Below are 25,815 nucleotides of genomic sequence, written 5' to 3'. Positions count from 1 at the left end.
AGTTTGGAACTAGAAACAATCATGTTGATTTTTCTAGCCCAAAACTAACGGATTTCATTGGCACTTTATACAAAATGTAAAACAATTAGTCTTTTGTATCTTCAGCAGTTTCTATTTCTTGTTCAAGCACTGCATCAGCTGCTTCCTTTGCTTCCGCTGCTTCTTTTTCTAATTGTTTCGCTGATTGTTGTTCTGCGAATTTTGTTAGGGCATCAACGGTGATCAAGTCATCATCATCATCGTCCATATCACGCAATTCGATTTCTTGTTCTTCAATGTCCAATACGCGCATATCTAATCCAAGTGATTGTAATTCTTTTACCAATACGCGGAATGATTCTGGTACGCCTGGTTTTGGAATTGGTTCACCTTTGACGATCGCTTCGTATGTTTTCACACGACCAACAACGTCATCAGATTTGTACGTTAAGATTTCTTGTAATGTGTAAGCTGCACCATATGCTTCCAGTGCCCATACTTCCATTTCCCCAAAACGTTGTCCACCAAATTGAGCTTTACCTCCAAGTGGTTGTTGGGTAACAAGAGAATATGGTCCAATAGAACGGGCATGCAATTTATCATCGACCATGTGGGCCAATTTGATCATGTACATCACACCAACAGAAATACGGTTATCAAATGGTTCACCTGTACGTCCGTCATAAAGAACTGTTTTCGCATCACTAGCCATACCAGCTTCACGAACAGTTTCCCAAACGTCATCATCATTCGCACCATCAAATACTGGTGTTGCAATGTGGATACCTAACTGACGAGCAGCCATACCCAAGTGCAATTCTAGTACTTGTCCGATGTTCATACGTGATGGCACCCCTAATGGGTTCAACATGATATCGATCGGTGTACCATCTGGTAAGAATGGCATATCTTCTTCCGGCATAATACGGGATACGACCCCTTTATTACCGTGACGTCCGGCCATTTTATCGCCTTCGTTGATTTTACGTTTTTGAACGATATACACACGAACTAGCATGTTCACACCTGGAGATAATTCGTCTCCAGCTTCACGAGTAAAAATCTTCACATCATGAACGATCCCGCCGCCACCGTGAGGCACACGTAGAGATGTATCACGAACTTCACGAGCTTTTTCACCAAAGATTGCATGTAGTAAACGTTCCTCAGCAGATAACTCAGTTACCCCTTTAGGCGTTACTTTACCTACTAATAGGTCGCCATCTTTAACTTCAGCACCGATACGGATAATTCCCATTTCATCAAGGTCTTTTAATGCATCTTCCCCGACGTTTGGAATTTCACGTGTGATTTCTTCAGGGCCTAATTTGGTATCACGAGCTTCTGATTCATATTCTTCAATATGGATAGAAGTATAGACATCATCTTTCACCAAACGACGGCTCATGATGATCGCATCCTCGTAGTTGTACCCTTCCCATGTCATAAATCCGACAAGTACGTTTTGTCCTAAAGCCATTTCGCCTTCTTCCATAGAAGGTCCATCAGCTAATGTATCGCCTTTTTCAACTTTTTCGCCTAAAAGAACGATTGGACGTTGGTTGTAACTTGTTCCTGAATTTGAACGACGGAATTTTGTTACCATATATTTATCTAATGCGCCATTGTCACGGCGAACGCGTACTTCTGATGCATCCACATATTCAACGACACCATCATGTTTACATAGTAAAGCAGCACCCGAGTCATGTGCTGATTTGTATTCCATACCAGTTCCCACAAGTGGTGAACGAGGTTGGATCAAAGGCACGGCTTGACGTTGCATGTTGGCACCCATCAAGGCACGGTTGGAGTCATCGTTTTCCAAGAAAGGAATACATGCAGTCGCCACGGCAACTACCTGTTTAGGTGAAACGTCCATATAATCGACTCTATCGATCGTTACTTCAAGGTTTTCACTTTGTAGACGAGCCATTACTAATTCTTCAGCAAAAGTGCCATCTTCATTTAAGCGTGAGTTTGCTTGCGCTACGATGTAGTGATCCTCTGTGTCAGCAGTTAAGTAATCTACTTGATCGGTTACTTTTCCTGTGGCACGATCCACACGACGATAAGGTGTTTCGATAAAGCCAAATTTATTGACTTTGGCATAACTTGATAAGCTGTTGATCAACCCGATATTCGGACCCTCAGGTGTTTCGATCGGACACATACGGCCATAGTGGGAATAGTGAACATCTCGAACTTCATAGCCGGCACGGTCACGAGTCAAACCACCAGGTCCTAAGGCAGATAGACGACGTTTGTGTGTCAACTCACCTAGAGGATTTGTTTGATCCATGAACTGTGATAACTGAGAAGAACCAAAGAATTCTTTGATACTTGCCACTACTGGACGAATATTGATCAATTGTTGTGGTGTCAATGTTTCAGTGTCTTGGATCGACATTCTTTCACGAACCACACGCTCCATACGAGCTAAACCAATACGGAATTGGTTTTGCAGTAATTCACCAACCGAACGAATACGACGGTTACCTAAGTGATCGATATCATCTACGTTACCGATGTCTTCTTGTAAGTTAAAGAAATAACTCATTGAAGCTACGATATCTGCTGGACGAACAGTTTTCACACTTGTATCAGGATAACCATTACCAATTACGTTAACGATGCGTTCTGGATCTTTTGGAGAAAGAACTTTGATTACTTGAACGGTCATCGGTTCAGTAACCACACCATCTTCACTTGGGTAATAGGTTACGCTGTTTAAGCCATTATCAATATGTTCACCTAATGTTTCCATTACTTGGTGAGTCAAGACTGTTCCTTTTTCAACAAGAATTTCTCCTGTTTCAGAATCAATCAATGTTTCTCCTAAAGTTAGGTTCAATAGACGAGTTTTTAGATCTAATTTTTTGTTGACTTTGTAGCGACCAACGTTTGCTAAATCATAACGTTTTGGATCGAAGAAGCGAGCGTTCAGTAAGTTACGAGAACTGTCAGCCGTTTTCGGCTCACCAGGTCGAAGACGCTCATAGATGTCTTTTAACCCTTCTTCGGTACGAGAATCGCTAGCATTTTTGTGTAAATCTTTTTCGATCGTATTACGTAAGCTTAAAGTTTCACCGAAAATTTCAAAAATCGTATCATCAGAGCCAAAACCTAAAGCACGAACTAATACAGTCAAAGGAATTTTACGTGTACGGTCGATACGTACGTAAGAGATGTCTTTTGCATCAGTTTCCATTTCTAACCATGCACCACGGTTAGGGATCACTGTTGAGCCAAAGCCTTCTTTACCATTTTTATCTACTTTTCCATGGAAATAAACACCTGGTGAACGTACTAATTGAGAAACGATAACACGTTCTGCACCATTGATGATAAAGGTTCCCATTTCAGTCATTAGAGGGAAATCACCGAAGAATACTTCTTGTGATTTGATTTCTCCAGATTCACGGTTTGTCAATCGTAGAGTAACGTGTAACGGTGCAGAATAGTTCGCGTCATGTGCACGCGCTTCTTCTACCGTATACTTAGGTTCTTTTAATTCATAATCCACAAATTCCAAAGATAAGTTTCCTTGAAAATCATCGATCGGTAAAATGTCCTCAAACATTTCTCTTAGTCCTTCATCTAAAAACCATTGGTAAGAGTCTGTTTGAATCTCGATCAAGTTGGGTAATTCCAACACTTCACTGATCCGGGCGAAACTTCTACGTTCGCGGTGTTTGCCGTATTTTACTACGTGTCCAGCCAAGCTCTTCACTCCTCTAATTAAAAGTCTATCAAAACACTAACCGAAAATATTTCTTTAACATTACAAATATTAAATATCTGTAATATTGAGCATTTTTTGCAGTTTTTAGGCAAAAAAAAACCAAAAATAGAATGTGCTCTTAAAAACTTCTCGTGCGTTTCTACTTTTGTTTCCCTATTAAAAACCGGAACGGACAATATTTCGTTCCTGCTTTGTCATTTTTCAGATAGTTTTTGCATCTATACATTGTACTTCCTTCTATAGTAAAAGTCAAGGGTTTTCGCAAACTTCAAACAGTCTATTTCTATCCAAAAAAAAGAGGCTGAGATAACTCTACGAGTTACTTCCCAACCTCTTTTGCATATCTCTTATTGAACTGTAGTTTCACCAGTAATTTCTGCGCCTTCTTTATCTAAAGTAGCAGAAGTTTTATATTCTTCTTTTTCAAAAGTTACGTTTCCTTCAACTTTTGTTCCGTTTAAAACAAAACCGTTCGCTTTAACCAAGATATCTCCTTTAACAGTTCCGTTAACGATATTGAAGTTTTCTGTTTCAACAACTAATTTAGGAACAGTCAATGTGTATTCATCTGTAATTTTTTTATCTGAATCTTGTGCATACAACGCTAATTTTCTATAAATATCGCCTGTTTTTTCGCCTTTATCGTGGAATTCTCCTGAAACAGTCACATCTTTGTCAAAAGTAAGATCTGCTGTTGCAGCAACGATCCAGTTTCCATCTTTACTCAATGCTTTTTCGATTACTTCTGGTTTGTCACTGATTGAAGCACCACTCACTGCATCTACACTTGAGCTCATTGATGTTTCTGTTTTGCTATCAGATGAGCTATCCTTAGAATCCTTATTGTCGCTGTTACATGCGCCTAACACCAATACTGTTGCCGCTAATGTTCCCAATGTAATTAATTTTTTTGAAATCATATATGCACTCCTACTCTCTGTTAATATTTGTTTGTTCAATCAAATTTTAGCATGGAAGCGGTAATATTCAAAAGTATATCTCTTCTTTTTTATATTTATTTTACATAATCGTAATTTTTATATAAAATAAATTGTCAGAAGATTTAAAATAATCAGTTGACATTCTACCAACTTTTCCTTTATACTAAAAACAATTCAATTTGCGGAGGGATTTTTATGACATACTCAATCAACCCACAACTGAATAACGCTTACTTTAGCTACTTTAGATAGTTTTGTATTCATGAAATCGTGGGTACAAACAGCAAAAACCTGTTTTTGTATCTATGATGGCTAGAGCGCTTTGTACTGAACAAACAGCCACGTAGACAATCCTAAGTGGCGAATAAAGAAGTGTTTACCTACGACTTTTATCAATCCATTTAGGCATATTGTCTGAATGGATTTTTTGTTTTATCAATATCAATCATAATTGGAGGAATCAAGATGAAAAAGAAACTAGTAGGACTAAGCATCGTATCAGCAGTAGCATTATTGACACTTGGCGCATGCAGCAATGATAACAAATCAGGTGGTGGATCAAACAGTGATAGTAAAAAAATCGGTGTTTTACAACCTGTTGAACACGGCTCACTAGATGCTGCGTTTGAAGGATTCAAAGACGGTTTAGCAGAAAACGGCTTTAAAGAAGGCGACAATCTGACGATCGAATACAGCAATGCTCAAAACGATCAAGCCCAATTAAAAAGTATGAGTGAAAAATTAGTCAAAGAAAAACCAGACTTACTTTTAGGAATTGCAACACCTGCCGCTCAGTCATTATTGAATGAAACAACTGATATTCCGATTCTAGTCACAGCAGTTACTGACTTAGTCAGCGCTAAATTAGTCAAATCAGATGATAAACCTGGCGGAAACGTGACAGGAACAACTGATATCGTCCCAATCGATAAACAAATTGCCTTGTTACTAAATATCGTGCCTGATGCAAAAACTGTCGGCATCATGTATAACGCAGGCGAGGCAAATTCTAAAATCCAAGCTGACATGGCTGAAAAAGCTTTAAAAGATGCTGGGATCAAAGCCAAAGTTTTAACAGCCAATTCAACAAATGACGTACAACAAGTAACGACAAGCTTAGCAAAAGATGTTGATGCGATTTATATCCCAACAGACAATACCTTCGCTTCAGCAGCTGCTGTTATCGGTGAAGTCGCGAAAGAACACAAAGTCCCTGTGATTGCAGGTTCGATCGATCAAGTAGAAGAAGGCGGCTTAGCAACTGTGGGGATCGATTATAAATCACTCGGCAAACAAACAGGTGTTATGGCAGCGAAAATTCTAAAAGGCGAAGCAAAACCTGTAGACATGCCTGTTGAAAAAGCGAAAGACTTAAAACTTTTCGTAAACAAAGAGATGGCAAAAGCCTTAGACATTGATCCAGATACTATCAAAGCACCTTAATTTTTTTCCCGCATTTTTAATCAAGAAATGCGGGAATACATAAACTATATTGAAAGAAGCTGATTTTATTGTTAGACATATTACTTTCCTCAACCTCTCAAGGTCTTCTTTGGTCCTTATTAGCCATTGGAGTTTTCCTAACTTACCGTATTTTAGACATTGCTGATTTAACGACAGAAGGAAGTTTTCCGCTAGGTGGTGCGGTGGCTGCCGTTATCCTGGCAAAAGATCCAGCCACCTGGCCTGATCCTATCCAATCGTTGTTCAATCTGCACTCGATGATACCACCTATTGTCGCATTACTTTTTGCTTTTATTGCTGGTATGTTGGCAGGTCTTGTTTCTGGTCTTCTACATACTAAATTAAAAATCCCTGCATTGTTAGCAGGAATCATCACCATGACTGGACTTTACAGCATTAACTCGCGAATCATGGGTGCTCCAAATATTTCTTTGATTGGGACAGATTCCATTTTCTCTCATGCTCAGTCCTTAGGTTTCACTAAAGTCAACAGTGCGATAGTTGTCGGCTCAATCATTGTGATTATAGTCATTGTTTTACTTGTTCTATTCTTTAGAACAGAAATTGGCTTAGCGACTCGGGCAACCGGTGACAATATCGACATGAGTGAAGCCAACGGAATCAAAACGGACAATATGAAAATCATCGGCTATATGCTTTCAAATGGTTGTATCGCTTTAGCCGGTGCTTTACTCGTACAAAATAATAACTTTGCTGATTTAAATTCTGGTATTGGAACCATCGTTATTGGGCTTGCTTCGATCATCATCGCCGAAGTTCTATTCAAAAACAAATCACTTGGTCTACGTTTAATTACGATTGTGATTGGTGCTATTTTGTATCGCTTTATCCTAGCCTGCGTTTTAGAATTACGCGTTGACCCAGCAGATTTAAAATTATTCTCAGCAATCATCTTAGTCATCTGTCTATCTTCACCACTGATTCAAAAAAAATTAGGACTTTCAAAACTAGGGAAACGTAAAGGAGGCGCAAATTGATGGAACCTGTATTAACAATCAAAAACTTACATCAATATTTTGAACGTGGAACAGTCAATGAAAACCACGTATTAAAAGGAATTGATTTGACTATCAACCAAGGTGAGTTCATAACAATCATCGGCGGAAATGGTGCTGGTAAATCTACTTTGCTAAATAGTATTGCCGGAACGTTACCGATTGAAGAAGGTCAATTAACTTTAAATGGCAAAGACATCACCAAACAGCGAGTTGTCGCTCGCTCCAAACAAATCAGCCGTGTTTTTCAAGATCCTAAGATGGGGACCGCTGTTCGCTTAACGGTGGAAGAAAATATGGCCCTTGCTATGAAACGCGGGAAAAAACGTGGGCTAGGAAATGGTGTTCGCAAAAATAACCGCAATTTCTTTAAAGAGCAGTTAGCCAGCTTGAATTTAGGATTAGAAAATCGTTTAGGTACAGAAATTGGGTTATTATCTGGCGGACAACGTCAAGCAATCACGCTACTCATGGCTACCTTGATTCGCCCAGAATTGATTTTATTAGATGAACATACCGCAGCTCTTGACCCTAAGACATCGATCACAGTTATGGAGCTGACTGAAAAATTGATCCAAGAACAAAACTTAACGGCCTTCATGGTAACTCATGATATGGAAGATGCGATTCGTTACGGTAATCGTTTGATCATGCTTCATCAAGGTCAAGTCGTAGTAGATGTACCTGCCGAGCAGAAAAAAGATTTGACTGTGAATGAATTAATGGATATGTTCCATAAAAATAGCGGTACAGAATTAAAAGATGATCAATTATTGTTAGCTTAAACAAAAAAGGAACTTGAGCGTATCGTGCACTCAAGTTCCTTTTTCTATTTATTTGATTGGCTATTAGCCACCTATTAAAAAGTCTAAAACGTTCCAACCGTCAGATGTTTGTCCTCGGTATAACTCCGTAAATCCGCATCTCGTACAGCTAACTGTGATAAATTTTTTGTTTTGTACATCAAATATTTTTGCAAAGTTCCCTCCAGTTGCTTGAAACTGATCGGAAACATAGTGTTCATTTCCACACTTATCACACACATATTGTTGCTTTTCCATTCTTCCCCACTCCATCTCTATATATGATTACGATTATTTCTCGTTCCTACCATTTAAGTATAACAAGCTTTCAAAAAGAAATCATACATCCTAAGAAGGATTTTCTCCTCCTCTTTCAGCCGTATTGTGGTTGACCCACCTTCCTCCCATCAGATACAATAAAACTACTATAAAGGAGCGAAGCATATGTCTACGAAAAGCCAGGTGTTAACCTTATTAATGAAACAGGCGCCCGAATTTATTTCAGGAGAAGAAATGGCGCAACAACTTTCTTTATCTCGAACAGCGATTTGGAAAGCAATCAACGAATTGAAAAAAGAAGGACATCATATTTCTAGTAGCCGCAAGAAAGGTTACTGCTATGATCAATCAGATGTTTTATCTGCAGAAGGCATTTATCTAACGCTGAATCCTGAAACACCGAAGCTTTCGATCACTGTTCTGAATTCCTCAGAATCCACAATGAAAGATGCTAAATTAGCAGCAATCAATGGGGAAGCAAATAATACCTTAATTGTTGCTGACGCTCAAGAAGCTCCAAAAGGGCGGTTTGGTCGCCCTTTCTTCTCAAAAGCAGGCAGCGGCATCTACATGAGCATGTTGTTAAGACCTAATCAAAACTTCGAAGAAATGGCTCAGTACACTGTGATCATGGCTGTAGCAGTTGCTCGTGCGATGGATAATTTGACCTCAGAACAAACCGAAATCAAATGGGTCAACGATATTTATATCAATGAAAAAAAAGTCTGCGGTATTTTATCAGAAGCGATGAGCGATGTAGAATCCGGTCAAATTTCAAATGTCATTATTGGTATGGGAATCAATTTTTCTTTAAAGCAAAATGAATTTCCGGAAGATCTAAGAGAAAAAGCGACCTCTTTATTTCCAGAAAAAGAACCTACGATTACACGAAACGAATTGATTGGAGAAATTTGGAATCAATTTTATAACATACTAAATCAGCTACCAGAACAACGTTTCTTAGAAGGATATCGCCAAAAATCCTTTGTCCTTGGGAAAACTGTTTCATTTACACAAGCAGGTGTTGACTATGAAGGTATCGCCACTGCAATCAACGATCATGGTGAATTAGTTGTCCAACTTCAAGATAAAACCGAAAAGGTACTTTCTTCTGGAGAAATTAGCCTAAGCAGTATAAATCCAACGATATAGTTTTTCACTAAACGACAAAACATTAAGAATTTCTTAAGAAAAACAGATTTTTTCTTACAACTATTTTCCTTAAATTTCATTCATGTTACATTTATGTTGCAGATGATTACGAATGTTACGAAAAAGGGGAATAGTCATGAAAAAATTTGTTTTTTGTTTAGTCGCATTAACTCTTGCTCTACCTATCACAAGCTTTGCAGAAGAAACACCATCTACATCTGAGGCTTCAACAATTGAAACTTCTTCAGTAGAAACAACACAGGATTCAGAAAAAGATGACCAGGCTACAGTGAATAGTACCGTGTCGTCCACAGAAAGCTCAGATTCCGCAGAAACATCCAGCACCACCCAAAATGCGTATGGTGATCTTATCTCTACAACCCTTGTTGTATTTCAAGGAGAAAAAGTGACCGCTGAAATGCTCAATCAAGATGGTGGTTATCATGGTGCTGCATTTCAAGATCTGAAGCTTGTAGACGAGGCTTCAACAGATAAGCTAGCAAAAATTTAGTAAAAGTTAGCTTTATGCTTTACCCTTGGGAAGAGGATCAAGGAGAAAAACAAGAAGTTACTCTAAATATGGAGTATCTGGTAGTCAAAACTATACCAACTTACAATATCCAGTTTATCTCTTATGATTCTGATAACAATCAAGTGCAAGGAAGAGTATTATCGGTAGATGGAACACCAACAAGCAATGTGCCTATTTATGGAAAAAATACTGCTAACTACAATGTAGTGCCCTCAAGCATAAAAGAGTTCTATCCATTTGTTAAACTAAATAGTCCTGTTTTGACAGATGCGCAAGGTTACTTTACATTGCCTTATCAAGATAACTACAGTTTCTTTGCCTTTAACAGGGACTCTAGTGACTATTCACCTATCTATACTTTAAATGACCAAGCTTTCGCTGGTGCCGCTGCAACTGCAGACACGTCTAAACCAAATGAACGCACAGAATCATCTTCTACTAAAAAAGAAGAAAATAAAAAAGGTCTATTCCCTAATACAGGAGAAAAGAAAGCTGTTTACCTTTCAATTGCCGGTATTGCTATTATTTTACTAGGTGTACTATTTCTATTCATTAAAAGTAAAAAAAAATAAAAAGTAGTTTATGAAAAAGGGTTGTTAAAATAGATCATAAAAAAGAAGGAAGCAGAATCGTTGTTGATTACTGCTTCCTTCTTTTTTATTTATATTTTTCTGAAATAATTGTTAGTAGTAAACCTAATAAATAACTTCCGTTAAATGCTATCAAGTTTTTTATCGAATAACCAAAGCTTTTAGGGCGTGGCAATTCTTTTTTGAACAGCTGAAGATTTTTCCAAACAACTGGTAACGATAGGAATACAGTCAAAATTGGCCAACGATACACGCCAAATGGCAATCCAATCAAAACAACCGCGTAACAAGTCAACATCAACAGTTGAAATAAAATCACACCCTGCTTCCGGCCAATATAATAAACCAGTGTATACCGATGATTTTCAATATCTGTATCTAAATCCCTCAAATTATTGGCTAGCATGATATTCGCAATCGTAAACACCATCGGTAAAGATGCCCAAATAATTGCTAATACTGCCCATAAATTCCCCGTCAAAGCAAACGTCCCTCTAGCCCAATCCAATAGTAAATAAAACGGCGGATTCACTTGTACATTCAAATAAATCGTCATCGCAAAAATACCCAACCCCATTGTAAAACCGCTGAACACCTCACCTAAAGGCATTCGAGATAACGGAATCGGACCAAATGTGTAAAAAATACCAATAAAACAGCAGACACCGCCCATCACTAAAAATAACCACCCTGTTTTAACAGTCAAATAAATCCCGATAACTGCTGAAAAAGCGATCATTCCAAAAATCATATTTCTAACAAGAATCGGTGAAATCCCAGAACTGCCAATAATATTCTCTTCGTATTTATACACTTGAGATTTTGCTTTCTTAAAATCCATATAATTATTGATTGCGGTCGTCGCCATGTCAAATACAACCATTCCAATGAAAAACAGCAATGTATAGCCTACTTGAAACTGATTAAAATAAGCGATCGAAAATAACACCCCAATTGCAAAGGGAAATAGACTTGCTAGTTTCGTCTGAATTTCCACAACTTGCAAAAACACTTTCAAAGACATATTCGTTCTCCTTATTTCAGGTCTTTACGATCACCCATTGTATAACCTGAATCTTTTCCTAATTCAAAAGCTTTTTCAATATCTTTACTTACAAATACTTTGTCTTCTTTCGTGACAAAAATTACATCAACATCTTTCAAACCTTCAGCATACTCCAACCCTTTTTTGACACCCATTGCGAATACAGCTGTTGATAAGCCATCTCCATCGATTGATTCTTTTGTGATCACTGTAACGCCAGCAATATCATTATCGAATGGATAGCCCGTTTTCGGATCAAACAAGTGGTGGTAGTTTTTGCCATCTACTTCTAAAAAGCGTTCATAGATTCCAGAAGTGACTAAAGTTTTGTTACTTTCTTGAATAGTTCCAATTACTGTATTACGTGCTTTATTAGGATCTTGAATGCCAACATTCCAGTCCATATCTTTACCGCGAGGACTGTGACCAAGTACATAAACATTTCCGCCTAAGTCAACGATTGCTGTTGTCACACCGTTATCTTTTAAAACTTTCACGACTTCATCAGTGATAAATCCTTTAGCGATCGCACCTAAATCCAATTGCATACCTTTTTCTTCAAGATAAACCGTTTTGTCCTCATCATTTAATTTTACTTTATGATAGTCAACTAATTTTAATGCTTGATCGATCTCTTCTTGTGAAGGCTTGCGAGCATCATCAAAACCAATATGCCACAACTGTGTAATTGGTCCGATTGCCATATCAAAACCGCCTGAAGAATCCTCACTATATTCATATGCTCGTTTCAACAATGGATAAATGTCATCAGAAACTTTAACTGGTTTAACGCCAGCTTGTTCATTGATTGCATCTATTTCTGAGCCTTTTTCATTTACAGTGATCTTATCGCCTAATTCTTTCACTCGATCAAACGCTTTTTTCAAGACCTCTTCTTTACCATCGTCATAAATTCTTACTTGTACATACGTCCCTAGAAGTGATTGTTGATCTGAATAAGGTTCTTTGTTGATTTTTGATTCCTCAGTTTTTGAATTGCATCCTGCTAGAATGACTAAAAATAATGCTGCTATTAAAATGATCAGTGATTTTTTGTTTTTCATTGTATCCCTCTTTCTAAATAGAAAATTGTCTTGTTTATAGTAGCGCTTTTTTTCGTGAATGGGAAGGATTTTCTATCTGCTATTTATGTATTTTGATAAAAATAAAAGCAGAATTCAGAGTAATACCTGAATTCTGCCACATATATACTTTTTAGTTCACTTGTGTAAAAAATTATTTTTTCATTACGATGTTGTCTACAACGATTTCGTCAGTGTTGCCTTTTTCAGCAGCATTGATCAATTGTTCAGCGTAAGTTACAAATGAATGAGAACTGTGAGTTGCACCAGTTACTACTTCAACATTTGCAGCTGAACCGTCTTTTTCGTTCATCGCTTTAACTAATTCTTCGTTTAAAGTTTTGATGTATTCTGCTGGACCTACGCCTGATTTGTCTTTCATATTTTTGTTGTAGTCAGCGTCATCTTTTTTAGATTTGCCTTCATCATTAACGTTATCGTAGTTAGATTCAGTTACTTTGCCATCTTTAACAACGATTGAAAATTCAGTGTGGTAGCCATTTGAGTTATTTTTTTCTTTCAATGAATACGTACCATCTTTAAGGTCAGCACCATTGTCGATTTCGATTGTTTTAGTATCGCCAGCTTGAGCTGCTTGAACTAATTGTTGTGCATAGTTTTGGAATGATTCACTTGAGTGAGTCGCACCAGTTACTACTTCTACGCCGTCAGCGCTTTGTGCTTTAACAAAAGAATCGTTTAATTCTTTGATGTATTCAGCAGGGCCTACGCCTGATTTGTCTTTCATATTTTTTTCATAGTCTTTATCGTCTGCTTTTGATTTACCGTCAGCATTGATATTGTCATAGTTAGATTCAGTGATTTTGCCATCTTTAACAGTCATTTCAAATGTTGCACGGTAACCGTTAGATTCATTTTTTTCTTCTAATTTATAAGTACCATCTTGTAAATCTGCACCAGCTTCTTTTTCTGTTGCTTTAGAAGTTTCAGCTGTTTTTGATGTTGCAGTACTTGAGTCAGATGATTTTGCAGTATCTTTCTTTTGATCTGATCCACATGCTGCTAATAAAAGAGATGAAAGTGCGATAGCTGTGAAGCCCTTTACAATTTTGTTCATTTTCATTTTTGTTCACCTTTTCCTTTTCTTAAACGTTCCACAAATTTTGTTTGTGATATAATTTACATTCTATAGAAAATTACGATTATGTCAAATACATTTATAAAAGAAACATAAAAATTTACCCGTTTTTCACGCTTTTTTAATAAAAAAAAATTATTTCCTATATTTATGAATTGTTATTAGACAAAACTTGTAAATCGCTATATAATGAATTCGATTGTGTATTTATTATCATTTTTTATTTTATTTTTAAGGAGCGGATTATCAATGACAAAGCAAAAAATTGTCGTTGTGGGAGCTGGTTATGCTGGAGTTTCAGCTACTAAATTTTTAGCAAAAAAATTGAAAAAAGATTCTGACGTTGAGATTACTCTAATTGATCGTCATTCTTACCACACCATGATGACTGAGTTGCACGAAGTAGCTGGAGGACGTGTTGAGCCTTCTGCGATTCAATACGACTTACAACGTTTATTCTCACGTAAAAAGAATGTCACTCTTGTAACAGACACTGTAACTGGTATCGATAAAGACAAAAAAGTCGTTCAAACGAAGTTAGGTTCTTATGAATTTGACCAATTGATTATCGGTATGGGTGGCGAGCCAAATGATTTTGGTACTCCTGGGGTTAAAGAACATGGCTTTACTTTATGGTCTTTTGAAAACTCTTTGAAAATTCGTGAACATATCTTGGAAACAGTTGAAAAAGCAGCAATCGAACCAGATCCAGAAGTTCGTAAAGCGATGCTTACATTTGTTGTCTGTGGTTCAGGATTTACTGGTATCGAAATGGTCGGCGAACTAATCGACTGGAAAGATCGTCTTGCAAAAGAATTCAAACTTGATCCTAATGAATTTACATTAATGGTCGTTGAAGCAATGCCGACAATCTTGAATATGCTATCTCGTAATGACGCAGCCAAAGCTGAACGTTATTTAGAGAAGAAAAATGTGAAATTGTTGCTTAATGCACCAATCGTTGAAGTAGCTGCAGACCACATCAAATTAAAAGATGGTTCGACAGTTCCAACACACACATTGATCTGGACTGCTGGTGTTAAAGCGACTTCTGACGCTGCTGACTTCGGTTTAGAATCAGCTCGCGGTAATCGTTTGATTGCTAACGAATTTATGCAAGCCAAAGGATATGAAGATAAAAACATTTATATCGTTGGTGACTTGGTGTATTACGAAGAATTTCCTGAAACACCAACTCCACAAATCGTTCAAGCAGCTGAACAAACAGGTCATACTGCCGCTGCGAATATCGTAGCTGACATTAAAGGTGGCGAAAAACACAAATTCAAAGGAAATTATCAAGGATTCATGGTTTCTGTCGGCTCTAAATGGGGTGTGGCAAACTTATTTGATAAAATTCACCTTAGCGGTTTCTTAGCAATTATTATGAAACACATCGTTAACTTGAAATATTTCTTTGATATCCGTTCTGGTTATTACATGTTCCAATATATTATGCATGAGTTCTTCCATATTAAAGATGACCGCAATGTAACACGCGGACACTCTTCTCGTTATGGTAATGTTTTATGGAGCGTTCCATTGCGTGTATTCTATGGTATGGTTTGGTTAGTGGAATCAATGAAGAAAATTGTCGGAACAGGGGATTACTTGAAACCAAGCACTTGGTTTGGTGACGGTTCATGGTTTACTGATAAAGTTGCGTTCCCATTCCCATGGTTACAAGAACAAGTAACAACAGGCGCATCTGCCGCTGGTGGTGGTGCTGAGGCAACTGAAACAACAGCTAAAGCTGCTCAATTTGGTTTAAGCTATGCATATGGTGAAGAACCAATGCAAGTGTTCGATCACATGCCTAAATGGTTTGAAAGTGTCATGAAATTCATGATGCCAAATCAAGAAGTTGCTTTATTCATGCAAAAATTCATGACGATCGTTGAAGTATTGATTGCTTTAGCATTGATCGCTGGATTATTCACTTGGTTAAGCAGTGCAGCTACAATTGGTTTGACAATTGCCTTCTGTCTATCAGGCATGTTCTACTGGGTAAATATTTGGTTTATCTTTGTAGCCTTCGCTTTGATGAACGGATCTGGACGTGCACTTGGTTTAGACCGCTGGGTTATCCCTTGGGTACAACGTACACTAGGTAAATGGTGGTATGGTACACCTAAATCCAGATATAGCAGCAAATAATTCCTTTTATAGTAAAAAACTAAGAGAGTTCTAGGTTTACTCCTAGAACTTTCTTTTCTCATTATGATAATTAGTTACGACTAAAAACAACAAAGGAGAGGAAAGAGTTGAATTTTAAAGAGTTTATCCAAAAAAGTTATTTGCGTCCCTGGGATATTGTGATCATTTTACTTTTAACGATCAGTTCTTTCTTGCCCCTTGTTGTTTTCAGTATGCAAAATACTGCACAAGATGATGCAACAAAACAAGCAGTATTAAAAGTGGATGGCGAAGTTATCAAAGTCTTCGAGCTGAAAGAAGATGGCCCCACTTATACATACAAATATGAAGCAGCTGATGGTGATTATAACTTAATTGAAGTCAGTGGAGACAGAATCCGTATGGTTGAAACAAACTGCGGAGATCAAATTTGCGTACAACGAGGATGGATATCTAAAGCCGGAGAAACACCGATTGCTTGTTTGCCCCACAATTTATTCATCACAGTTGAAGCTTCTGACGGGAGTGAGGATGGCAGTTTGATTTATTAAACATTGCCAGTATATTATGAGCAAATTACAAAAAAACATCTATATTTCCATGTTAGTCGCCCAAGGTGTAATCATTGGGTTGATTGAAAATATGATTCCTTATCCCTTTGCTTTCGCTCCGGGTGCAAAATTAGGACTAGCTAATTTGATTACAATCATCGCTATTTTTACGATGCGCAAAAGAGATAGTTTCTTTTTAGTTTGTATGCGTCTGATTTTGACGACCTTACTTGGAGGAACCATTTCTACCTTCTTTTACAGCGCTAGTGGTGCGTTACTTAGTTATTTTGGTATGCTGCTAATTATGCAGTTAGGTCCAAAACGTGTCAGTATTATCGGTATTAGCGCTGCTGGTGGATTTTTGCATAACGTTGGACAACTATTGACTACTTGTTTCTTTGCTCAATCATGGGCTCCTATGCTATATCTACCATTTCTCTCGATTATCGGTCTCTTGTCGGGGATTGCGATAGGAATTGCAGCGAACTATTTACTGCGCCATGTGCAAACCTTACGACAGTTTCAATTAAATTATGAATCGACAACAAAACATAAATGGAGTCAATATTTCCAGTAACAATATAGTCTGACTGAGTAAAATTAAAGGAGTCATTTTATGAACATTCATCCAATGTGGAAAAAATATCCTGAACTAGCAAAAGAATTAAATAATACCTTGAAGCTGATGGAAAATAGTGTCAATTTAAAAAATAAGGAAGTAGAGAATGCGGTCATGTCCATGATTCATTCTGGCGGAAAATTACTACGCCCGGCCTATCAACTTTTATTTTCACAATTTGGGGAGAAAAAAGAGCCTAAAAAAGCCGTTGCTTTAGCTGCAGCCATCGAACTTCTACACACAGCAACATTGATACATGACGATATCGTAGATGATGCAGATATCAGACGTGGCTTACCAACTATACGTTCTCAATTCGGCAATAGCACCGCCGTTTATGCCGGTGATTATTTATTTGTCAGCTGTTTTAAATTATTAGCTGATTACTCTTCTTCATTAAAGAGTATCCAACTAAATTCTAGAAGCATGGAAAAAATATTGAGCGGCGAATTAGGCCAAATGGACAATCGCTATAACCTTGACATGACGATCGATCAATACCTTGAGAATATTTCTGGTAAAACGGCTGAGCTTTTTTCATTAAGTTGCTTCGTTGGCGCTTATGAAAGTGGGACTTCAGAGCGATTTGCTAAAAATTGTGGAAAGATTGGGGAAAACATTGGGATTGCTTTTCAAATTATTGATGACGTTTTAGACTACACACAAAGTCCTGAACAAATTGGCAAACCCGTGTTGGAAGATGTCCGTCAGGGAATTTATTCACTGCCTCTTCTATACGCTTTAGAAGAAGGACGTGACACATTACTTCCTTATCTTAAAAAAGGCGAAGCTCTAACTGAGGCTGAAACCAATAAAATCTACGAACTAGTTCATTCATTCGGTGGGGTAACTAAAGCACAGAAACTTGCTGAAAAATATACGCAACAAGCATTAAAGGGGATTAAGAAGTTACCTGAAACGTCCACTGATGCTAAAAATGAATTATTAACAATCACACAAGCGATTCTTGCAAGGACAAATTAAAAATAGGTTAGGCCCTAGTCAATTATCGGCCTAACCTATTTTTTTCACCATCTGATTGTAGCATCTACACTATTATCAAAACTTAAAGGATGAGAAAAACTAAAAATCAGTTTTTTCTCATCCAATTTTTTTATCTCATCGTCACAAATTCTTCTGAACCTGTCGGATGAATCGCTACTGTATTATCGAAATCTTTTTTCGTAGCACCCATTTTTATTGCAACAGCAAAACCTTGTAACATTTCATCTACGCCTAGACCAATACCATGTAGTCCAACGATTTTTTCCTCTTCACCAACACACACCAATTTCATATCGCATTTTTGACGGTACTCACCTAATGCAAAATACATTGGAGTAAAAGTAGATTGATAAATTTTGATGTTTTCATCACCATATTTTTCTTCTGCTTCTTTTTCAGTTAAACCAACTGTAGCAACTGGTGGATGAGTAAAGACAACGGTAGGAATTGTTTCATAATCCAAGTACTCATTTTCTTTGCCATTGAATAAACGTTCTGATAATCTTCTTCCTGCTGCTATTGCTACAGGTGTTAAATCGATTTTACCGATCACATCTCCAACCGCATACACGCCAGCTTGTGTTGAGTTTTGGAACTTATCAACTTTTACATAGCCTTTATCTGTTAGCTCAATATGGGTATTTTCTAACCCTAAAGTATCCGTATTCGGTTGACGACCAGTTCCGAATACAATACTGTCAGCAGTAATCTTAGTCCCGTTTTCAAAAGTGATCATCAATTCTCCTGATTCAAACTTCTCGATAGAACGAGGAGTTGAATGAGGATAAATATGCATACCGTCTTCAATATAATGCTCAACTACTTTTTCAGAAAGCATTTCATCAAATTCTCGTAACGGGCGCTCTTTTCTAAATGCCCAATGTGTTTCTGCGCCTAATCCATGGATTGTTCCAGCAAGTTCAGCAGCTATATAGCCTGCACCGATAAATACTACTCGTTTCGGCAATTCTTCTAAAGCAAAAAAACCATTAGAATCTATCGCATATTCTTCACCAGGAATCCCTAATTTTTTAGGGCGTCCGCCGGTAGCAATCAAAATATGAGGTGCAGTATAGGTTTCGCCGCCTGCTTCAATTGTATGATCATCAACAAATGTTGCATATTCAGCTAAAACTTCTACTTTGTTGCTATCTAAACCGCGATGATAAGCTGTATGTAAATTGTTGATATAAGCTTCACGATTTTGAACGAGTTTTTTAAAGCTAAATGCCTTTACATCTACGTCAAATCCATATCCTTCAGTATCACGCCTCATCATTTCCATCATTGAACTAGCTTGCCACATTACTTTTTTTGGTACACAGCCAACATTGACACACGTTCCGCCAATATCTGCGGCTTCAATCAATAAAACCTTAGCCCCATGCATACCTGCACGATTAGCAGAAGCAATTCCGCCGCTACCGCCGCCGATTACGATGTAATCATATTGTTTTGACATAAACTCACTTACCCTTCCTGCAATGAAAGGGACAAGCCATAACAGCTAATCCCTCACTCTTATTATTTATTTCTTCTTACGAATCATATCCCCAACTGCTACTGGTTCTTCAACTGGCATTGTTAAAATCATCATTGGATTTGGTGCCCGATCGATTGACTCGCCGTCTTCATTATACATAACTTCTACTGTTTGATGGAAGTGATTGAACCCAGGACCGTAAAATTCAATTTCATCGCCTACGCTAAAATGATTTCTTTGACGAATCGTTGCTACTTTTGTTTCAGGATCATACGCCATAACTTCTCCAATAAATTTATATTGAGGTATCTTGCGGCGTTCTCCAAATAATTGTTCTTCATCGGTCGGTACATGGTAATAAAAACCCGTTGAAAGCTCTCTTTGTGCGACTTTCCAAAGTTCATCGATCCATTCTTGTTTGCATTCATAATTTTCAGGATCTTCCATATATGTATCGACAGCTTTTTTGTAAACATTCGCTACTGTAGAAACATAATGAATAGACTTCATTCGTCCTTCAATTTTAAAGCTATCAACACCATTTTGAATCAGTTCAGGGATATGCTGGATCATCGCCATATCCACCGCACTCATTGAAAATTCTTCTTCGACTTCACCTTTATCTGTTAAACTTGTGCGCTCAGCACCAAAAGGCATATCGTAAAGCTCATACTTCCAACGACAAGATTGTGAACAACCGCCACGGTTCGCATCACGCATTGACATGTGATTAGACAACGTACATCTACCTGAATAAGAAATACACATTGCTCCGTGGATAAACGCTTCGATTTCAACATCTGTATTTTTACGAATTTCTGCCACTTCGTCCATTGATACTTCACGCGCTAAAACGACACGTTCTAATCCTTCATTTTTCCAAAATTCTAATGTTTCATAATTAGTAGCTGAAGCTTGTGTAGACAAATGGATCGGTAAACCTGGAGCTTCCGATGCACAAATTTCAATCAAAGCTGGATCAGACACGATTACTGCAGAAATACCAACGTCGCGGATTTCTCTGAAAAAGTCGCCTGCTCCTTCTTGATTTCCTTCATGAGTGACCATGTTTGCTGCCACATATACTTTTGCGCCATGTTCATTGGCAAATGCTACGCCTTCGATCATATCTTCTTTTGTGAAATTACCTGCACGGCTGCGTAATCCATAAGCATTTCCGCCAATGTATACCGCATCTGCGCCATAATGAATAGCTGTTTTTAGTTTTTCTAGCGTCCCTGCCGGTGCTAAGACCTCGGGACGCTTCAGTGTTCGTTCGTTTGTCATGTGTTTTTTCTCCTTATTTTATCTCGTCTGGATCTAAGTCAAAGAATCCGATATCTAAGCCGCGATTTTCTGGATGTAAAGCTTCGATCTTATCAATTGCTTTTTGAGCTTGTTCACTCGACCAAAGACCTGTTTCGATTTTTTCTTTTGCATCTACGAATAGTTTTGCTACTTCTACAAAATTTTCTCCGGGCGCATAGATCCCATCAAGTTTCCACTTTGTGTAATTATACTCATGAAGTTTGTCCAGTTCACCAACTAAATTTACATCATTATCCGCAAAAATATGCGTGCCATGGCTATCTTCGTAAATTGAATAGTGTGTCTCTTCTTTTTTAGGTTCAGATATAAACAACCCACGCTCTTTGCCTGCTGATTCATCGTTTTTAGTAAAATTATAATAGTTTTGCAGTAATGGACGTTTTGATTGATGGATACATGTGGCACCATACACAAGAACTTCCGCCGGAACCATCAAGTTATCCTTCATCTCTTTCATTTCTTCAAAAGGAACTTCACGGGCTAATACTGCACCGATTGCTCCACGTTTCGCCCAGAAATTGATTTGGCGAGAGCTAGTCACTAAGGTTTCACCATCGTAAATATATGGGATATTGATTCCATCACGTTGCATCACAAATACAACCCCTGGATCACCGACTGTGACTTGATCTACTTTGATTTCTTGCAAGAATGCCAAGTATTCTGGAACTTTCTTCATTTTTTCAGGATGCATAATCCCATTTAATGCAATCGTTACTTTTTTATCGACTTCGTGCGCTTTTTCGGTAATGATCCGCTGTTCCTCACGCGAAAATGATGTTGGCAAGCGCAATCCGAACATCTCTTCACCAATGTATAAATTATCTACTCCTACTGCTAATAACGCCTCTGCTTGTTCAATAGATTCAGCAGTCGCAATAAGTTCAATCATTTTGTATCCTCCTTTAAAAGCTGAATGAACCGTTTAGTATCGACTATTTTTATCTTTTTTCGAGATGCTGGTTCATGAAGCTAGATAGTTTAAAAGCTGAGTTAGCCTCTGAGGCTAAACAATTTTAAAAACTGAAATGAAACTTTTTATCTTTTCTACAGTCTTCTAACAACTGTTTTATAGTAGCACAGGTTCACAAACTTTCCAATAGTCTCTCTTTATTTTAAGGTTCATTTTTCACAAAATAAATGCTGTCGATTTACTTTTACTAAAGTAAAAAAGCTGTACAAAACAGATTCGTTTTGCACAGCGAATTATTGATTTTTTGATTAAATTGTTTGTAATACTTGTTCTGGTTTAGGCGACTTAACATTCAACGTTATTTTGCCTTTACTTGCACCAATCGTTACTTTATCACCCAGATGGATTTGACCAGAAAGCAAAGCTTCACTTAATCGATCTTCTACTTCTTTTTGCAACGCTCGGCGAATCGGACGTGCGCCATATTCTGGATCAAAACCAACTTTTCCTATTACTTCGATAGCTGCTGCCGTGATTTTCACATTAACATCTTGTTCTCTCAATCGTTGAACAATTGATTTGCTCATGATTTTTACGATTTCATGAATTTCCGCTTGATCTAATGAACGGAAGACAACTGTTTCATCTACACGGTTCAAAAACTCTGGACGGAATGCTTTTTTCAATTCTTCCATGATTCGTTTTTGCATTGCATCGTAGTCTTTTGTTAGGTCTTTTACATTAAACCCGACATTTTTTTCTTCACGAATCGCTGTTGCACCTATGTTTGACGTCATGATCAAAATCGTATTTCTAAAATCGACTTTACGTCCTTTAGAATCTGTTAAGTGTCCATCATCTAATACTTGCAACAGAATATTGAATACATCAGGGTGAGCTTTTTCTACTTCATCCAGCAAAATAACAGAGTATGGTTTTTGACGAATTTTTTCAGTCAATTGTCCGCCTTCTTCATAGCCAACATATCCTGGAGGGGAACCGATCAAACGGCTGGTACTGTATTTCTCCATAAACTCAGACATGTCTACTCGTACCAAAGCATCTTCACTACCAAACATTGTTTCAGCTAATGCTTTTGCTAGTTCTGTTTTACCTACACCTGTTGGACCTAAGAACATAAATGAACCGATTGGTCTATCTGGATCTTTTAATCCGCTACGAGCTCGGCGAATAGCACGTGAGACAGCTTGAACAGCTTCATCTTGACCAACAACTCTATGATGCAGAATGCTTTCTAATTCAAGTAAACGATCGCTTTCTTTCTTCTCCAATTGTTGCAATGGCACACCTGTCCATTGGGAAACAACATTGGCAACGTCTTGTTCAGTGACACGATTAGCATAGCCAGAAGCTTCTTTTTGTTCTAATAATAGAATGTTTTCTAGTTTTCGAGCTAATTTCTTCTCTTTTTGGCGTAGTCTGGCTGCACTTTCAAAGGACTGCGACTGAATCGCTTCTTCTTTTTCTTGAACCAAACGAGCAATTTCTAAGCGTAAGTTATTGATTTCAGAAGGTTCATCTGCCAGATCTAAACGAACTTTGGCTGAAGATTCATCCATTAAATCAATAGCTTTATCTGGTAATTGACGGGAATTAATGTAACGTACTGATAGCTGAACCGCCGCATGTAGTGCGTCATCTGTGATTTCTACACCATGATGTTCTTCATAACGAGAACGCAAGCCTTTTAAAATTTCTTCAGCTTCTTCAGGGGTCGGTTCATCAACTTGCACACGAGCAAAACGACGTTCCAATGCTGAATCTTTTTCGATATATTTTTGGTATTCATCTAGTGTTGTTGCACCGATCGTTTGCAATTCTCCTCTTGCAAGTGCCGGTTTTAAAATATTCGATGCATCGATCGCACCTTCAGCACCACCTGCACCGATTAAGGTATGCAATTCATCGATAAACAAAATCACTTCACCATCTTGATAAATTTCATCGATTACTTTTTTTAGTCGATCTTCAAATTCACCACGATACTTAGTCCCAGCAACTAACGCTCCCATATCCAACATCATCAAGCGTTTTTCTAACATATCTTCTGGCACTTCACCGTTCACGATTTTTTGTGCTAAACCTTCAGCAATTGCTGTTTTACCGACACCAGGTTCGCCAACTAAAACTGGGTTATTTTTTGTCCGACGGCTTAGAATTTGAATCAATCGTCTAACCTCTTGTGAACGTCCGACCACAGGATCAAGATTATTTTCACGTGCTAATTTCGTTAAATCACGTGCTAATGAATCTAAAGTTGGTGTTCCTTTTGGTGCTGCTTTTTGAGCTTGATTATTACGACGACGTCCAACATTTCCACTCATTTGCGGATCAGTGATTCCTATTTTTTTCATTAATAGCTGACGCATTTTTGATAAACTTAAACCTAAATTTAATAAAATACGTGAAGCCAATATATCTTCGTCTCTTAATAAACCTAGTAAAATATGCTCTGTGCCAATATTTGGTGCACCTAAACGTTTCGCTTCATCACCTGCATAGGCAAAAATTTGTTTAGCACGAGGAGAATAAGGTAAATATGCCCCTTTAGGATACCCTTTAACAGTTCCATAGCCAGTTAAATGCTCGATTTCTTCACGAATATCATTTTTATCTGCATTCAATTGACGCAAAGATTTCCCTGCAATTCCATTAGGTTCTAAAACTAATGCCAATAATAAATGTTCTGATCCCACAGATTGATGCCTAAAATATTTTGCTTCTTCTTGTGCGATGGCTAAAACCGCCTTGGCACTTTCTGTAAATAATTCATCCATACTATCATTCCTCCTCGTAACTCAAACGTTCTAAAAATGAATGCATCAATTGAGCACGTAAATAATCTTCATTTGATCCTGCTTTGCCTAAAACTTGTTTTCCAAGTACAGACAACATCAGATTTCCTTCTCTTTTAGTGATCACTTCTTCTTCATACAATTTTTGTACAAAAATGAGTGCATCTTTTTCTGAAAGTTCATTACCCGTAAACTGGGCAATTTGTTTTAACAATTGATCGCTATCAGAAATTTGTACCTTAGCGATCCTGATATAACCACCACCGCCACGTTTACTCTCAACAGAATAACCACGTTGGATTGTAAAACGTGTATTGATGACATAATTAATCTGGGAAGGAACACAATTGAACAAATGAGCCATTTCAGCTCGGCGAATCTCAATTTTACTGCTTTCTTCAAGAATCTTCTTTAGATATGCTTCTATTAAATCCGAAGTATTTTGATTACTCATCACACTCATCCTTTTCCCTTGACTAATACTGACCTTAATTATACATAACTTCCACTGTTTAATAAAGAAGAATGCCCAATTTGATAAGAAAAGATAAATGTATTGCTCTGGTTTAAATAGTTAAACAAAAAAGAACAGAGTGATCACTCTGTTCTTAAAATCGGGAAGACAGGATTCGAACCTGCGACCCCTTGGTCCCAAACCAAGTGCTCTACCAAGCTGAGCTACTTCCCGTAGCTATAATAATAAAAAAAGACTAAACGCTTAAAAGGAACTAAGACTTTTACCTTCTAAACCGCAGTCAAAACATCTTAACTATGCACCCAAAGGGAGTCGAACCCCTAACCTCTTGATTCGTAGTCAAGCACTCTATCCAGTTGAGCTATGGGTGCTTAAAATAAGGATCAAAGTCAGATATAAGTATCTGCTTTGTACCTTTCAACATCTATTTTGTCAACTTTACAATTGCCATTCATAGTGTTTCAAAGCAATGCCGAGGACCGGAATCGAACCGGTACGGTGATCACTCACCGCAGGATTTTAAGTCCTGTGCGTCTGCCAGTTCCGCCACCCCGGCGAAAGAACAAGCTAAGCGGAAAACGGGGTTCGAACCCGCGACCCCCACCTTGGCAAGGTGGTGCTCTACCACTGAGCTATTTCCGCAATTTGGATGCCGGCTAAAGGATTTGAACCCTCGACCCTCTGATTACAAATCAGATGCTCTACCAACTGAGCTAAGCCGGCGTAAATTCGCCAAGTTACCAAAACGAGACTAAAAATGC

At 37.9% G+C, this 25,815-nt stretch carries 21 protein-coding genes and 5 tRNA genes; 10 read left to right on the top strand and 16 right to left on the bottom strand.

Annotated elements, in window-relative coordinates; all coding sequences use genetic code 11:
* Positions 1-85 precede the first annotated feature (85 nt).
* A complete protein-coding gene (gene rpoB / locus JZO69_RS07850) occupies positions 86-3,703 on the bottom strand; it encodes a DNA-directed RNA polymerase subunit beta (protein ID WP_207112336.1) in 3,618 nt (1,205 codons plus the stop codon).
* Between the two features lie 368 nt (positions 3,704-4,071).
* Positions 4,072-4,644 carry a polymer-forming cytoskeletal protein gene (locus JZO69_RS07845; protein ID WP_207112335.1) on the bottom strand — a complete coding sequence of 191 codons (573 nt, stop codon included), beginning with the start codon at positions 4,642-4,644 and terminating at the stop codon, positions 4,072-4,074.
* A gap of 486 nt (positions 4,645-5,130) precedes the next feature.
* On the opposite strand from JZO69_RS07845, the gene JZO69_RS07840 reads away from it, so the two are divergent.
* The 3 genes from JZO69_RS07840 (at position 5,131) to JZO69_RS07830 (ending at position 7,930) form a co-directional block, all read left to right on the top strand.
* Positions 5,131-6,108: an ABC transporter substrate-binding protein gene (locus JZO69_RS07840; RefSeq protein WP_207112334.1), complete on the top strand. Its 978-nt coding sequence runs from the start codon at positions 5,131-5,133 to the stop codon at positions 6,106-6,108.
* A gap of 68 nt (positions 6,109-6,176) precedes the next feature.
* A complete protein-coding gene (locus JZO69_RS07835) occupies positions 6,177-7,127 on the top strand; it encodes an ABC transporter permease (protein WP_207112333.1) in 951 nt (316 codons plus the stop codon).
* On the top strand, positions 7,127-7,930 hold the full coding sequence (locus JZO69_RS07830) for an ABC transporter ATP-binding protein (RefSeq protein ID WP_207112332.1): 804 nt from the start codon (positions 7,127-7,129) through the stop codon (positions 7,928-7,930). Before JZO69_RS07835 ends, JZO69_RS07830 begins: the two co-directional genes overlap by 1 nt.
* Before the next feature lie 63 nt (positions 7,931-7,993).
* On the opposite strand, the gene JZO69_RS07825 is transcribed toward JZO69_RS07830, so the two are convergent.
* Positions 7,994-8,206, bottom strand: a complete 213-nt coding sequence (locus JZO69_RS07825; protein WP_207112331.1) for a zinc ribbon domain-containing protein — start codon at positions 8,204-8,206, stop codon at positions 7,994-7,996.
* 186 nt (positions 8,207-8,392) lie between these two features.
* On the opposite strand from JZO69_RS07825, the gene JZO69_RS07820 reads away from it, so the two are divergent.
* From JZO69_RS07820 to JZO69_RS07810, 3 genes are all read left to right on the top strand, one after another.
* Complete coding sequence (locus JZO69_RS07820; RefSeq protein WP_207112330.1) at positions 8,393-9,379, top strand: biotin--[acetyl-CoA-carboxylase] ligase; 987 nt, start codon at positions 8,393-8,395, stop codon at positions 9,377-9,379.
* 136 nt (positions 9,380-9,515) lie between these two features.
* The gene (locus tag JZO69_RS07815; RefSeq protein ID WP_207112329.1) at positions 9,516-9,890 is read left to right on the top strand and encodes a hypothetical protein; all 375 of its coding nucleotides are present in this window, start codon (positions 9,516-9,518) and stop codon (positions 9,888-9,890) included.
* Between the two features lie 14 nt (positions 9,891-9,904).
* Positions 9,905-10,483, top strand: a complete 579-nt coding sequence (locus JZO69_RS07810; RefSeq protein WP_207112328.1) for an LPXTG cell wall anchor domain-containing protein — start codon at positions 9,905-9,907, stop codon at positions 10,481-10,483.
* Between the two features lie 85 nt (positions 10,484-10,568).
* On the opposite strand, the gene menA is transcribed toward JZO69_RS07810, so the two are convergent.
* From menA to pplA, 3 genes are all read right to left on the bottom strand, one after another.
* Entirely contained in the window at positions 10,569-11,525 is a 957-nt protein-coding gene (menA, locus tag JZO69_RS07805; protein WP_207112327.1) for a 1,4-dihydroxy-2-naphthoate polyprenyltransferase, read from the bottom strand.
* Positions 11,526-11,536: 11 nt separating this feature from the next.
* Positions 11,537-12,610, bottom strand: coding sequence for an FAD:protein FMN transferase (locus JZO69_RS07800; protein WP_207112326.1), 1,074 nt, complete (start codon positions 12,608-12,610; stop codon positions 11,537-11,539).
* Between the two features lie 172 nt (positions 12,611-12,782).
* Positions 12,783-13,712: an extracellular electron transfer flavoprotein PplA gene (gene pplA, locus JZO69_RS07795; protein ID WP_207112325.1), complete on the bottom strand. Its 930-nt coding sequence runs from the start codon at positions 13,710-13,712 to the stop codon at positions 12,783-12,785.
* 264 nt (positions 13,713-13,976) lie between these two features.
* Here pplA and JZO69_RS07790 point away from each other — a divergent pair, with 264 nt between their 5' ends.
* The 4 genes from JZO69_RS07790 to JZO69_RS07775 all read left to right on the top strand — a co-directional run bounded on the left by JZO69_RS07790 (position 13,977) and on the right by JZO69_RS07775 (position 18,017).
* Positions 13,977-15,884: an NAD(P)/FAD-dependent oxidoreductase gene (locus tag JZO69_RS07790; RefSeq protein ID WP_207112324.1), complete on the top strand. Its 1,908-nt coding sequence runs from the start codon at positions 13,977-13,979 to the stop codon at positions 15,882-15,884.
* Positions 15,885-15,991: 107 nt separating this feature from the next.
* Entirely contained in the window at positions 15,992-16,414 is a 423-nt protein-coding gene (locus JZO69_RS07785; RefSeq protein ID WP_207112323.1) for a NusG domain II-containing protein, read from the top strand.
* A 16-nt stretch (positions 16,415-16,430) separates the two neighbouring features.
* Positions 16,431-16,991, top strand: coding sequence for a Gx transporter family protein (locus JZO69_RS07780; RefSeq protein ID WP_207112322.1), 561 nt, complete (start codon positions 16,431-16,433; stop codon positions 16,989-16,991).
* 39 nt (positions 16,992-17,030) lie between these two features.
* On the top strand, positions 17,031-18,017 hold the full coding sequence (locus JZO69_RS07775) for a polyprenyl synthetase family protein (RefSeq protein WP_207112321.1): 987 nt from the start codon (positions 17,031-17,033) through the stop codon (positions 18,015-18,017).
* Between the two features lie 130 nt (positions 18,018-18,147).
* Here JZO69_RS07775 and gor read toward each other — a convergent pair whose 3' ends face one another.
* From gor to JZO69_RS07725, 10 genes are all read right to left on the bottom strand, one after another.
* Positions 18,148-19,500 carry a glutathione-disulfide reductase gene (gene gor / locus JZO69_RS07770; protein WP_207112320.1) on the bottom strand — a complete coding sequence of 451 codons (1,353 nt, stop codon included), beginning with the start codon at positions 19,498-19,500 and terminating at the stop codon, positions 18,148-18,150.
* 66 nt (positions 19,501-19,566) lie between these two features.
* Positions 19,567-20,808 carry a peptidase U32 family protein gene (locus JZO69_RS07765; protein WP_207112319.1) on the bottom strand — a complete coding sequence of 414 codons (1,242 nt, stop codon included), beginning with the start codon at positions 20,806-20,808 and terminating at the stop codon, positions 19,567-19,569.
* A gap of 13 nt (positions 20,809-20,821) precedes the next feature.
* Positions 20,822-21,742, bottom strand: a complete 921-nt coding sequence (locus JZO69_RS07760) for a peptidase U32 family protein (RefSeq protein WP_207112318.1) — start codon at positions 21,740-21,742, stop codon at positions 20,822-20,824.
* A 329-nt stretch (positions 21,743-22,071) separates the two neighbouring features.
* Positions 22,072-24,561 carry an ATP-dependent Clp protease ATP-binding subunit gene (locus JZO69_RS07755; protein WP_207112317.1) on the bottom strand — a complete coding sequence of 830 codons (2,490 nt, stop codon included), beginning with the start codon at positions 24,559-24,561 and terminating at the stop codon, positions 22,072-22,074.
* Positions 24,562-24,565: 4 nt separating this feature from the next.
* Positions 24,566-25,033, bottom strand: coding sequence for a CtsR family transcriptional regulator (locus JZO69_RS07750; protein ID WP_025873511.1), 468 nt, complete (start codon positions 25,031-25,033; stop codon positions 24,566-24,568).
* A 160-nt stretch (positions 25,034-25,193) separates the two neighbouring features.
* Positions 25,194-25,267 (bottom strand) — tRNA-Pro (locus JZO69_RS07745).
* An 84-nt stretch (positions 25,268-25,351) separates the two neighbouring features.
* Positions 25,352-25,425 (bottom strand) — tRNA-Arg (locus tag JZO69_RS07740).
* Positions 25,426-25,524: 99 nt separating this feature from the next.
* Positions 25,525-25,610 (bottom strand) — tRNA-Leu (locus JZO69_RS07735).
* Between the two features lie 14 nt (positions 25,611-25,624).
* Positions 25,625-25,696: transfer RNA gene (locus JZO69_RS07730), tRNA-Gly, on the bottom strand.
* An 8-nt stretch (positions 25,697-25,704) separates the two neighbouring features.
* Positions 25,705-25,777, bottom strand: a tRNA-Thr gene (locus JZO69_RS07725).
* Positions 25,778-25,815: the final 38 nt, after the last annotated feature.

It is taken from the genome of Candidatus Enterococcus ikei, assembly GCF_017316105.1.
Lineage (GTDB): Bacteria > Bacillota > Bacilli > Lactobacillales > Enterococcaceae > Enterococcus_L > Enterococcus_L ikei.
Note: the sequence above shows the minus strand (reverse complement) of the source record. Positions and strands in the feature narration are given on the sequence as shown.